Source organism: Gorillibacterium sp. CAU 1737, from assembly GCF_039888655.1.
GTDB lineage: Bacteria > Bacillota > Bacilli > Paenibacillales > NBRC-103111 > Gorillibacterium.
Window position 1 is genome coordinate 123430 of the sequence record NZ_JBDQQO010000004.1, and the last position, 11818, is coordinate 135247.

At 56.4% G+C, this 11818-nt stretch carries 11 protein-coding genes; 9 read left to right on the forward strand and 2 right to left on the reverse strand.

Going from position 1 to position 11818, the window contains the following annotated elements; genetic code table 11:
• The first annotated feature begins 53 nt into the window (after positions 1 to 53).
• Both AAFN83_RS10330 and AAFN83_RS10335 read left to right on the forward strand, forming a co-directional pair.
• Positions 54 to 974: a VanZ family protein gene (locus tag AAFN83_RS10330; protein ID WP_347768939.1), complete on the forward strand. Its 921-nt coding sequence runs from the start codon at positions 54 to 56 to the stop codon at positions 972 to 974.
• Positions 975 to 1060: 86 nt separating this feature from the next.
• Positions 1061 to 1435 (forward strand): hypothetical protein, encoded by a 375-nt coding sequence (locus AAFN83_RS10335; protein WP_347768941.1) that lies wholly within the window; start codon positions 1061 to 1063, stop codon positions 1433 to 1435.
• Between the two features lie 82 nt (positions 1436 to 1517).
• Here AAFN83_RS10335 and AAFN83_RS10340 read toward each other — a convergent pair whose 3' ends face one another.
• Complete coding sequence (locus tag AAFN83_RS10340; protein WP_347768943.1) at positions 1518 to 2258, reverse strand: YceI family protein; 741 nt, start codon at positions 2256 to 2258, stop codon at positions 1518 to 1520.
• Between the two features lie 189 nt (positions 2259 to 2447).
• Here AAFN83_RS10340 and AAFN83_RS10345 point away from each other — a divergent pair, with 189 nt between their 5' ends.
• Positions 2448 to 3131: a response regulator transcription factor gene (locus AAFN83_RS10345; RefSeq protein WP_347768945.1), complete on the forward strand. Its 684-nt coding sequence runs from the start codon at positions 2448 to 2450 to the stop codon at positions 3129 to 3131.
• Positions 3116 to 4555 (forward strand): HAMP domain-containing sensor histidine kinase, encoded by a 1440-nt coding sequence (locus AAFN83_RS10350; RefSeq protein ID WP_347768947.1) that lies wholly within the window; start codon positions 3116 to 3118, stop codon positions 4553 to 4555. The genes AAFN83_RS10345 and AAFN83_RS10350 overlap by 16 nt, the downstream gene beginning before the upstream one ends.
• On the opposite strand, the gene AAFN83_RS10355 is transcribed toward AAFN83_RS10350, so the two are convergent.
• Complete coding sequence (locus tag AAFN83_RS10355) at positions 4550 to 5290, reverse strand: SDR family NAD(P)-dependent oxidoreductase (protein WP_347768949.1); 741 nt, start codon at positions 5288 to 5290, stop codon at positions 4550 to 4552. The two genes, AAFN83_RS10350 and AAFN83_RS10355, sit on opposite strands and share 6 nt — an antisense overlap.
• Before the next feature lie 123 nt (positions 5291 to 5413).
• Here AAFN83_RS10355 and AAFN83_RS10360 point away from each other — a divergent pair, with 123 nt between their 5' ends.
• The 5 genes from AAFN83_RS10360 to AAFN83_RS10380 all read left to right on the forward strand — a co-directional run bounded on the left by AAFN83_RS10360 (position 5414) and on the right by AAFN83_RS10380 (position 11774).
• Entirely contained in the window at positions 5414 to 6313 is a 900-nt protein-coding gene (locus AAFN83_RS10360) for a LysR family transcriptional regulator (protein WP_347768951.1), read from the forward strand.
• A gap of 34 nt (positions 6314 to 6347) precedes the next feature.
• Complete coding sequence (locus AAFN83_RS10365; protein WP_347768953.1) at positions 6348 to 6827, forward strand: GNAT family N-acetyltransferase; 480 nt, start codon at positions 6348 to 6350, stop codon at positions 6825 to 6827.
• Positions 6828 to 6856: 29 nt separating this feature from the next.
• The gene (locus AAFN83_RS10370) at positions 6857 to 7258 is read left to right on the forward strand and encodes a DUF5360 family protein (RefSeq protein ID WP_347768955.1); all 402 of its coding nucleotides are present in this window, start codon (positions 6857 to 6859) and stop codon (positions 7256 to 7258) included.
• A gap of 202 nt (positions 7259 to 7460) precedes the next feature.
• The gene (gene mqo / locus AAFN83_RS10375; RefSeq protein ID WP_347768957.1) at positions 7461 to 8942 is read left to right on the forward strand and encodes a malate dehydrogenase (quinone); all 1482 of its coding nucleotides are present in this window, start codon (positions 7461 to 7463) and stop codon (positions 8940 to 8942) included.
• Positions 8943 to 9149: 207 nt separating this feature from the next.
• Positions 9150 to 11774 (forward strand): zinc-binding metallopeptidase family protein, encoded by a 2625-nt coding sequence (locus AAFN83_RS10380; RefSeq protein ID WP_347768959.1) that lies wholly within the window; start codon positions 9150 to 9152, stop codon positions 11772 to 11774.
• Positions 11775 to 11818: the final 44 nt, after the last annotated feature.

Genomic DNA, 11818 nt, shown 5'->3' on the forward strand with positions numbered 1-11818 from the left:
TTATCCTTTTCGCTACGTTGTTGAATGAGACTTGCCTGGAAAAGGAGCCCCACATGACCCATCGTCAGCGAAAGACCCTGATTGCGATCACGGTGCTTTACTCCCTTTTTATTCTCTACTTCTTGTTCATCGGATTGGGTCGGATGAGCTCCTCCAAGAACATGACCGGCTACAGCTTTATGTTCATTCCTAGCGATTTCTTCAAGCTGCCGAGCCTATCGGATTTCCTTCATCCCACGTTGATGGACTTTGTTAGTCTGGGAAATATTGCGGCCTTCATCCCCTTCGGAATCTTGATTCCGCTGCTCTACCGAACCCGCTTTGTGCGGTTCATCGCCTTGTTCTTCCTGGCCATTCTGGCGGTTGAGATGATTCAGGCTCTCACGAAGCTGGGCAGCTTCGACATCAATGATGCCATACAGAATTCGACGGGTGCTGCCATCGGGTACGGTGCCTATTTCATTGGTTTTCGAGTGCGTGATTCTCGGAGGGGCTGGAGAGACTTTGCCATAACGGGCGCTTCTGCGGTGCTCCTGTGGGCGGGAGTATGGGGGGCCTTCGGTCTCGTTGACGTTGTTGCTTCCATAAAAGGCCCGCTCACCGCGCTCAGCGAGCTGAAGGACCGTGCCGGGAATACGTCCAGGGGAACAACCGAGCTGGATCCCTTTGTCGCCGGCGGTCAAACGGTAACCCCCAAACACAACGTATACGGCAGCGGAGAAAGCAGGACCGAGACGTATACGTATTCGCTGGGCCGGAAGTCTGTTGTCCTGTCCGGAACGTATGGAGTCCCCGACCGTGCGGAGTTTACAGGAAGCATCGTCATTACGGTAGACGGTGATGAGATCCTGTCTGATTCGACCGAATATCAGGGCCGCCTGCCGAACCGCTTTGAATTTCAGCTGGAGTCGGCGAATGAGCTGACGATGACCCTGACGGGGAACGAGAAGCTGTGGGACTTCGGCTTTCGCTGAGACAATTACCATTTCAGGGCTTGTCTTCCTCATAGCCCAGCGATATTCTGGATGTAAATGGCTTATATGGAGAAAGGAAGACCAGAGTGGGCGTATCTCTTTATTACAGTGCCGAAAGGCCCCAGCCGCTGACGGCAGAGGAACAACAGACGGTTACCGAGTGGATCCAAGCGTACGATCTGGAAAAGGCGAAGGAAGACTTCGAGACCGCGAGCAGCAGCGAGTGGGAGGGGTTCACGGTGTACGAGCTGACTGACCCGACTCAGCCGGGAGTGATCTTCGAAGGCGCCACGCGCCTGCCGGACGATTCCCCTGAAGCCATGTGGGAAGGCATCCAGCACTGGACCGCACTGCTAGCCCGCATTCGCGCCACCCTGCCCGGTGCTGAATGGCATGTCCATGTCGACGATCACGACCTGGAGTGGGATGAAGAAGCCGGTGAGTATGACCTGTCCTCCTAACGATAACGTTAGAGAACAAAACGGATCGCTCCCCCTGCCGTCTCTCGGCGGTGAGGAGCGATCCGTTTTTTGTAGAGGATGCTCAGGATTTATCCAAGACGAGCTCCAGGCGAACGACGACGTCGTTTTCGGTGGAGAGCACGACGCTGTGCGGGTTCTTCATGCCGAAGTCGTCGAAGGTGACGGTGGTTGTTCCCGACAGCAAAAGCTGTCCCTTCTGGTAGACGGCCTTGCTGGCGAAGGTGACGTCCTTGTCCGTTCCACGGACGTTCAGCGTTCCCTTCATGGTGAAGTCATAGGCGGTTCCTTCGGTCCACTCGCTGGGCAGTCCTTCAAAGCTGCCGGCCGTGAAGGTAGCCTGCGGGAATTGGCCGGCATCGAAGAAGTCGGCGCTCTTCACGTGGTCGTCCCGCTGCGAGTTGCCGGAATCGATGGCCGTCATGTCGATGACTCCGGTCGCGGTCGTTTGGGACGGATCATCCACGTTTACCGTCCAGTCGCCGCTAACGGCCTTGTCGACAAAGTTGACGGTTTCCTTGGACGTGGTGACGGAGAAATAGACATTGGACGAGTCGGCGATGGCCCACTTGCCGTTGAGTTGTTCGCCGGTGACGGCAGTGGCGGCTCCATCCGAAGGTGCAGCGGCGCTTGCAGCCGGGGAAGCGGCCGTGTCCGTAGAGGCCGAAGGCGAGCCGGACGGAATGACCGACTCAATTTCTACGTTGTTGCCTACGTAATCGTTCATCAGCGCATACCCGCCTCCGCCCAGTACCGCAACGGCGACGATGCCCGTCAGAAGCCAAAGTTTCGTTTTTTTCTTCACAGTGGTTCCTCCTGTTTCTTCTCTGTATGGGGTGAACAAGGAGAGCTCGACTTCCACAGTACCAGAGGAAAGTGTCAAGAAGATGTCAAACAAAAATAAACCAGGACATGCCGCATATCCCCTTGCGAGGAGCCTCAGCCTATGTAAAAGTAGCAGTACGACCAAGCGAAAGAGGGGTGACGGGATAACATGAAGTCCATTCTCATCATCGAGGACGAAGAGGCCATCTCGCGCGTCCTGGCGGCTTATTTGAAGAAGGCCGGGTTCCACGTCACCCGCTCGACGGATGGCAGGGAGGCGATGGCACAATTCGAAGCGGGGGACTACTCGCTGGTGCTGCTGGACGTCATGCTTCCGGGCATGGACGGCTGGGAGCTGCTGAGGCGCATCCGTGCGATAAGCCCTTGTCCCGTCATCATGCTGACCGCCCGCGATCAGCTTCAGGATCGCCTCGGCGGGTTGAACGGGGGAGCGGACGATTACATGACGAAGCCGTTCGTCCCGGAGGAGGTCGTCGCCCGCGTGCAGGCGGTTCTCCGCAGGCGTCCGCATTGGACAGACGGCGAAAGCAAGCGGTACTTCGGCAATCTGCTGATCGATTATGCCTCCCGGTCGGTGTACCTGAATGCGGCGGAGGTGGCGTTGACCCCTCGGGATTTGTCGCTCCTGCTGTTTCTGGCGGAGTACCCAAACCGTATTTTCACGAGGGAGCAGCTTATCGAGCAGGTATGGGGAATGGATTATGACGGGAGCGACCGGGCGGTCGACCTGTCGATCAAAAGACTGCGCCAGTCGCTCACGCACTGGTCGGCGGAGGCGGGCGAGATCCGCACGCTGCGGGGAACGGGGTATCAATTTTGGATCGGAGACTGAAACGAAAAAAGCTGACGTCCATCCTCACGTATTGGACGGTTCGATATTTTCTCATCTTGTGTGCAGGCTTCATCATCATTGCCGTGAGCTCCCTGTATTGGATTCGCGTAACGACGATGGACAGCCGGCTCAAAACCGCGGGCATGCTCGGACAGGAGATCGCGGATAATGTGATCTCCACCGAAGGGCGGCTTGTCATCCCTCCGTACATGGAGAGGCTCGTAGCCAGCCGGCTCGACTATTTCAACTTCCAGGGGGAGCTGTGCCTGTTTGTGGCAGACCGGAACGGGAAGCTCCTCTTCTCCATGCCGGGGATGACCCAGGAGCAGATGGCCAAGCGCATGACGGCAGACCTGACGAAGGTCAAGGAGCGCGGCACCGAGGCGGTAACCACGCCGGTCATCGCGAACGATGAGCAGCTCGGACAGGTCACCCTGCTGCTGTCCAAGCGGTCGCTCGCCGCAAGCCCTCACGAGGTCGCGCTCGTGTGCGTCCTGCTTGCGACCTTGATCCTGTCCGGCTGGCTGACGCTCTACCTGCTGTCGCGCAAGCTTGCACGTCCCATCCGGCAGGTGGCGGAGGGAGCGAATCTCATTCGCGCAGGACGCTATGATATTCGTCTCAACGTGGAGACGAAGGAGCGGGAGATTCAAGAGCTGGTCGATTCGTTCGGGGATATGGCCAGCCGGCTGAAGCAGCTGGAGGAGTGGCGAACGCTCTCGCTCGCAGGCGTGACGCATGAGCTGAAGACACCTGTCACCTCCATCAAGGGCTTGCTGCTGGCAGTGCGGGATGAGGTGGTTCCGCAGGAAGAGGCGAAGGAGTTCCTCGACATTGCGCTCCAGGAATCCGGGCGGTTGGAACGCATGGTGTCGGACCTGCTGGATTACAATGCGATGTCGGCCGGAAGCGTCAAGGTCGCGAGCGAACGTCTGGAGCTGCGCGCGCTCGTCTCGGAGATCGTCTATCAATGGGAGTTGACCAACAAGCTCCCGAACGCGGACGTTACCCTCGATCTGCCCCATACAGCGGTGTACGGGATCGGCGATGGGCACCGCGTTCAGCAGATTCTGGTCAACCTGCTGAACAACGCGCGGCAGGCGATGCGTTCGGATCGTCCGGCTGCACTTGGTGTCCGCGTTGGAGAGCAGGGGATGGACGCCTATGTGGAAGTGACCGATAACGGAGCGGGGATTTCGCCAGAGGAGGCGCCGTACATCTTTGAGCGCTTTTACCGGGGAGAACGCAAGAAGCTCCAGACACGAGGCCTCGGCCTCGGCCTGACCTACAGCCAGCTCTTGGCCCGAGCGCAAGGAGGTGAGCTGTCACGGGTCGACAGCTCGCCGGAAGGCTCGGTATTTCGGTTGACCCTGCCCGCCAGGAGTGTGTCGGGTGAGCAGGAGGGTGGCGGTGCTCGTTTATAAAGTTTGCCCGCAGTCCACCGTAATCAGCTGTCCTGTCATCGCCTCTTGTTCCAGGACGCTGCCGATCATGGCTGCGATTTCCTCCGGTTTCGATATCCGTTGCAAGGGAAGGTGGGGAGCCAACTGGCTCATCGCAGCTTCTCTTCCTTCCCACCACCTTGTCGCAACGGCCCCCGGGATGACGCTGTTCACGCGGATTTCCGGCGCTAAGGCGCGGGCGAGCGACCGGGTAAGCCCGTGAACCGCCGCTTTGGTCACAGCGTAGGGTAACGATGAGCCCTGTCCCGTCTGCCCTGCAATGCTGCCCAGGTTGACGATAGCTCCCCTGCCGCTTGCTTTCAGAAAGGGGGCGGCCGCACGCGCACAGAAAAACATCCCCTTCACGTTCACTGCAAACAAGTCGTCCCAGTCGTCCTCGCTTACGCTCTCTAAATCCTTCATTGGAATGTGCCGGGTAATACTGGCGTTATTGACGAGCAGGTCGACCGTACCGAAACGGTCCACGACGGCCTGCATCATGGCGCGTACTTCATCATCTTTGGATACGTCCGCTCGAAGAGCAATGGCTTGGCCTCCGGTTTCCGTGATCCGCTTCACCGTTTCCTCCGCTTCCGCTTGCGACCGCGAATAGTTTACGGTAACGAGGGCTCCGCGTTCGGCCAGCAGGATGCTGGTCGCTCGTCCGATCCCCGTTCCGCCCCCGGTAACAACGGCTACCTTGTTTTTCAGATCCATCGTCGTTCATCCCTCTCGTCTATTTTGTCTAGTATCAGTTTATCCAGTTGCGTTCGTTTTGTATAATTGAAGGAAATGAATAAGTGATTCAAATTTGTTGAATGCCTAAGAGGAGCGAGAACGGTGGACTTTAAGACGCTAAAAACCTTTCATTCGGTTGTGAAGCACCGAAGCTTTGCACGGGCGGCGGAAGAGCTGAACTATGTGCAATCTACCGTAACGATGCAGATTCAGAGGCTGGAGGCCGAGCTCGGCGTTCTTTTGCTGGATCGGGAAAAGGAAATCAGGCTGACGGAGGCGGGGCGCCTCTTCTACGAGCAAAGTTTACGAATGGCGAAGGACATGGAGCAGCTTCAGGCTCGCCTTGCGGACCTTCCATCAGGCGAAGCCGGCGACATTCGCATCGGGGTTACCGAGCCGACGGCCAGCTATCGACTGCCCCGTCTTCTCCAAATCTTCCTGTCCCGATATCCGGCTGTCCGGGTTTCCGTGGAAGTCGCCAATACGCCGATCCTATGTGAGCGAGTTCGGAAGGGGGAGTTGGACTTTGCCCTTGCGACCGCGCCTGATTTAGGGACGGAGCTCCATTTCGAGCCTTGGCTCCAGGAGGAATTCGTCTTGCTTGTGCCCAGCGGCCACCCGCTTTCCCATAAAAAGAGGATCGCCCCAAAGGAGTTATCCGCCCATCGCCTGCTGATCACATCCTCTACTTGTCCTTATCGCAGAAAGCTTGAGATGGTGATGAAGGACATCGGGGAGGTCGCGCTCGATACGATGGAGATCGGCAGTATGACGGCATTGAGGCATTATGTGGAGAGCGGCCTCGGGGTGGCGCTCATTCCGAAACAATTGGCGGAGCCTCGAGGAGAGGGAACGGAGATTCGAGAGATCCAGGGAAGCCTGATCTCCATGACGCTAGGCATGCTGTGCAAGAGGTCTGCCTATCCCTTTCCGTCCGCAAGCGAGAAGCTCTACCAGCATCTCAAGGAACATCTATTCTCGTCATTTGGAAATTTGCTATAATCAAGAAAAAGAGGAAGAGAGGAGTGCGACCGCTATGCTGGTCCCTTTCGAGGACTTGCCCAAGGAACAAATCGTGGAGTTTTTGCGAAAAAAGTGGGGGTCTGTGCGAATGGTCGCCAAGGGCCGTCTGCATCATCTGGACGAATTGCCCGGCGTGACTTACATAGAGGAAGGACAGATTGTGGGAATGGCCACCTTTTTCCTTGAGGGGGAAGAATGCGAGCTGACTTCACTCAACAGCACGGTTCGGCAGAAGGGGATCGGGGCGGCGCTCCTGAAAGAAGTGGAGCGCTTGGCCCGGGAGGCGGGCTGCACCCGGCTGTGGTGCATCACAACGAACGACAATAGCCGGGCCATCCGCTTTTACCAGATCAATGGCATGACGATGTGTCAGTTCTACCCGAACGCGCTGGAGCGGTCTCGCCAGCTGAAGCCGCAAATTCCGCTAACGGGACAGGATGGAATCAGGATCGAGCACGAGCTTGAATTCGAAAAGCGCTGGATGAACGGATAAACCAGCCTCACGGAATGGAGGATTTCCTTTTGAAGTGGAAGGCGTTGAAATGGATCTTTCTCGGGGTAGACATTGGCTTTATTGCCTATTGGGCGATCACTTTCCTGCATCTCATACCGGCTGAGTATTTGTTTGAAGACTATAACGATCCGCTGCTCGTCGCGTGGAATTGGTCGTTCCTGCCGCTCGACCTGCTTATTTCGGCTACCGGGCTGACCAGCCTCTTTTTGCTCCGCAAGCGAAATCCGCTTTGGAAGTCGATCATGCTGCTGTCGCTTGTCCTGACGTTCTGTTCGGGGCTGCAGGCGATCGCTTTCTGGGCGATTCGGCTGGAATTTGACCCGTTTTGGTGGATACCGAACCTGTTCCTGCTGCTCTACCCGCTCTTTTACATCCCCTCGATTGTAAAAGGCAACGTACCGGCAAGGTAACCTCTATTCCTAGCTCCACACATACCCTGCCCCCTGTTGCCCGCCTATCTAGACTTGAGAGCCATTCTGCATGGGAGTGGCTCTTTTCCATTGCTGACATGATCGCGATTCAAATATAATAAGAATTATAATCTGTGGCGATTTGAATGGGATAAGGCGGGAACATCCTTCTTACAAAACACAGGGTAGGAGGACGCAAACCATGAGCACCCGACAGCAAAAGACTGATGTCATCCTGATCGGAGCCGGTATCATGAGTGCGACGCTGGGAGCTATGCTGAAAGAACTCGCACCCGAGTGGAGCATCACCGTGCTCGAACGGCGCGGGACGGCAGGGGAGGAAAGCTCCAACGAGTGGAATAACGCCGGAACGGGCCATTCCTCGCTGTGCGAGCTGAATTATACCGTCGAACAGCCGAATGGCGGAATCGATTGCCGCAAGGCGATCCAGGTCAATGAGGAGTACCAGGTATCCCGGCAGTTCTGGTCCCATCTCGTGAAGAGCGGGCGGATTTCGGAACCGAGTGACTTTATCGTGTCGGTTCCTCACCTTAGCTTTGTGCAGGGGGAAGGCGAGCGAGCTTTTTTAAAGAAACGATATGAAGCGCTTTCCGCTCATCCGTTGTTTGAGGGGATGGAATACACGGACGACCCGGATCAGCTCATGGAGTGGATTCCACTGATGATGCGAGACCGAAGGACCGACAAGCCGCTGGCGGCTACCCGAATGGGCTCGGGAACAGACGTCAACTTCGGCGCCCTCACGCGCTTGCTGCTCGACGAACTGCAGAACGCGGGCGCGGATATCCGGTTCAACCGCCATGTCGAGGACGTGACGCGAAACCGGGAGGGCTTGTGGGAGCTGAAGACACACAACCGCGAAACAGGGGCGGTCGAGCATCACGCTGCGCCATTTGTCTTCATTGGCGGCGGGGGCGGCAGCCTGCATCTGCTGCAGAAATCCGGTATTCCGGAAGGAAGAGGCATCGGAGGATTCCCGGTTAGCGGGCTGTTTCTTGTTACGCGGAACCCGGAGATCGTCTCCCAGCATCATGCGAAGGTGTACGGCAAGGCCGCGATCGGTGCTCCTCCTATGTCGGTGCCCCATCTCGATACCCGCCGGATCGGCAAGGAGGATTGGCTCTTTTTCGGTCCATATGCCGGTTTTACGCCAAAGTTTCTCAAATTCGGTTCTTCCCTCGACCTCATCCAATCCGTAAAGCTGCACAACCTCACGACCATGCTGGCGGCCGGAGCCAAGAACCTGGACCTGACCCGCTATTTGATCGGGCAGGTGCTGCAATCCAAGGAAAAGCGCATGGAAGCTTTGCGAGAATTCATCCCGAATGCCAAGAGCGAGGATTGGGAGCTGGTCACTGCGGGCCAGCGCGTGCAGATCATCCAGGACACCGCATCCGGCAAAGGGACGCTGCAATTCGGCACCGAGGTCATCAGTGCGGCAGACGGCTCGATCGCAGCTCTGCTCGGCGCCTCGCCGGGTGCTTCCACCGCGGTGTCGATCATGCTGGAGGTCATCCGCAAGTGCTTCCCGCAGCAGGTGGACACATGGGAGCCGAAGCTGAAGGAGATGATTCCTTCCTACGGCTTATCGTTGTCGGAGCAGCCCGCGCTCGCCCTGGAAGTGCAGGAGGCAACCGCCCGAACGCTCGGGTTGACCCGCTAACAGGTAGCTTCCGTTTGATGCTGCTTCTTGAAAACCGCCTAATGAGAGGCTGTTCCTAACAGATCAGCTGCTTGGGTAGCCTCATAGAGGAAGGAGCCTTCTTTTGCAGAAGGCTCCTTTTTGCTGTCGTTCTCCCCACGATAGGCTTCCTTATGATAGGATAACGGGACAGAGAATAATTCCCAACACCAGCAGAAGGAGTCGCTTATGAACGTACGGTTTACCCGAATGATGGCAGCAGTGCTTTGTTTTTTAATGGTTGCTACGATGGTCTCTCCCTTGCCGCGTGCTTCCTCCGCATCCATACGCTACGAGGGCATGAGCCTGATCGAGGAGTGGAGTAAGAAAGCCTACGAAGGCCGACAAGCAGGAACAGCTGGATATACCAAAGCGGTTGATGATTTGGAAAAACGCCTCTCCGCGGTCGGCATGATCCCCGTTTTGGAAGAGGGAACGTATCGCCAAAGCTATTCCGTGGGAACGGCCTCGCTGAAGAGCGAGAAGGTTGCGCTGAATCAAAAAACGTTAAAGCTGATGAAGGATTACATGCCCTATTCCCGTTCAGCCGAGGGGGCGTATTCCTTCCGATCGGTTTATTATGCGGGAGCGGGTCTGTCCTCCGATTACAAGACCAAGGTAGACGGACTCGTCATTTTTCACTGGAACGATAAAAACGGGAAGTTTCCGGAAGGCATTCAAGACCGTGTTCAACGCGCAGCCGCCAACGGAGCGAAGGGCGTTCTGATCGTCGCGAACGGGGAGTTGAAGATCGGCAATTATGAGCATCCGTTGAATGCCGAGAAGCTGGCGATCCCCGTCTTGTACATAACCGAGGCCGCAGCGGACTCCGCAGGAGTTCCGAAGACCTTTATCCCCGCCGCCCTCAAAAAGGGCGAAGCGTCGATTCAGCTCAAGATCGACCGCTCGACTCCATCGGCGGACAACCTCGTCGGAGTCATTCCCGGCAAGTCCGAAGAGAAGGCCATCCTCTGGGTGACCAACATCGACGGCTTTGGCAGCCTCCCGAATGGAACCTGGTATGAGAGCGCCAAGGCGGGGAGTGTCTCCGCGGCTATGATGCTCGACATGGCTCGTTACTACAGGGAGAATCCGCCGGAGTATACGATGATCTTTGCTTTTGTCGGCAGCAAGTGGAAGGGGCAGGAGGGAATTCGGGCATTAACCGAAAAGCTCAATTTTGCTTCAATCGCCTGCACGATCGACCTGTATGCCATGGGGGGAAACGGGAATCTGAACGATCTCTACGTCTCGTACACGGACCCTTCTTTTGAATCCTTTGCCAAGGCAGTCGCGGCAGCGCCTATGCTGAACAAGGATTTGGGCAACGCCTTGTCCTCTGTGCTAAAGACGAAGACGACCGATCTGCTGCTGATTCGGGACCAAAACACGTGGGTCGATGACTCTTCTTCCGACACGGCAGCCCGAGTAGAGCGGAAGCATTACGAGAACGGGGTGAATGCGCTTCTGGCGCTGTCCGGTAAGGTGATGAAGGGAATCACGGAGAAGGCCGTAACATCCTTTGATTACTCCGCGCAAAAGAACTCAAAGGTAACTTTGGCCCGTCCGAAGCTAACACTCAACCAGTTGGAAACCCAGCATTTCCAGATCTATGCGGATGACACGAACATCAGCCTCATCACCTCGGAAGTGATGAAGGAAATGGATTCGATCTACCGCCGCGTGGCGAAGATGAATTATTATCCGCTGCCGAAAGCCAAAGTGACGGCCCTGTTCATGAAGGACGGAAATGCAGCAGCCCAGATTGCCGGGCGCAAGGATTTAGAGACCCACTCGGAACAGGCGGGAGGCGGGTTTGCCAGTTACTCGAACGGCAAGATGTACATCTACATGAGAAGCGGCCCCACGTATGAAACCATAGCACATGAGTTGAACCATGCGATGGCATCCGCCAATCCCTATGCCGGAGACAACTTCGAGCTTCAGGAGTGGCAGGGCCACAGTCGGTTTGTCCGTTATTTGGCGGGTAACGGAACCTACGCGAGCCCGATTGAGGATGTCGTCAAGCAGCGGTACTTGTCCAACCATGAGGTGCCCAAGCTTACGGATCTGATCAAGGGATACAAGACCGCATTGAATTGGTCCTGGTACACAAAGAATGCTTCCAACCCGGACGGCCATCTCTATACCTATTACTTGATGGGCTCCATGTATGCCTTTTTGGAAGAGCAGTATAGCACGGAGACCGCTCGGCGGGCGATGTATCGAAACTATCAGGATGTCACCCAAATCCAAACCAACCTGATCAAAGACACCGGGCTGTCCTTGCCCTCGTTCCTGGAGAACTGGAGCAAGTGGACGCTTCAGTTTGCTACGTCATCAGCCTCCCCTGCTTCTCCGAATCGGAAGCCCGGCAACACCGCCTACGATTACAAAATGCTGTATACTCTCCCCTCAGCAAAAGCCGGGGGAAGCGGGAACGATGCAACCGCTGTGGAAGCCGGCTGGACGAATGCGAAGAAGGGCAATGTTCCGTACCGCATCACGCTGTCCAGCAAAGACTTGAGCATTACGACGCTGAATCTGATCAAGGCAAAGGATGGAGCTACCATAGAGATCGGCTATGAAAGCAAGGTGGCCCGCTCCATCAGCCTGTTCAACCCTCCCGATGGAGACAAGATCAAGGTGATTGTCGAGCAGGCGATCAAGCCTGGAAAAGGCAAGGCCATCCTGAAGCTGACCAACGCTCAGGTAAACGCACTTCGGAACGAGCCGATGGTTACGATCAGCTTCTGGGGCGGCGAGGACTTCATCGTTTTAGAGAACAAGAACTATGTGGACTTGCTGAAATGACTTCGAGCTTTACTAGCAACGGGGAATTCTCAAGCCGTTTGCTA

Bases quoted from the DNA above. Each gene is read 5' to 3' on its own strand.
- AAFN83_RS10330 (WP_347768939.1), top strand. From the start codon at position 54: ATGACCCATCGTCAGCGAAAGACCCTGATTGCGATCACGGTGCTTTAC.
- AAFN83_RS10345 (WP_347768945.1), top strand. From the start codon at position 2,448: ATGAAGTCCATTCTCATCATCGAGGACGAAGAGGCCATCTCGCGCGTC.
- AAFN83_RS10355 (WP_347768949.1), bottom strand. From the start codon at position 5,290: ATGGATCTGAAAAACAAGGTAGCCGTTGTTACCGGGGGCGGAACGGGG.
- AAFN83_RS10365 (WP_347768953.1), top strand. From the start codon at position 6,348: ATGCTGGTCCCTTTCGAGGACTTGCCCAAGGAACAAATCGTGGAGTTT.
- mqo (WP_347768957.1), top strand. From the start codon at position 7,461: ATGAGCACCCGACAGCAAAAGACTGATGTCATCCTGATCGGAGCCGGT.
- AAFN83_RS10380 (WP_347768959.1), top strand. From the start codon at position 9,150: ATGAACGTACGGTTTACCCGAATGATGGCAGCAGTGCTTTGTTTTTTA.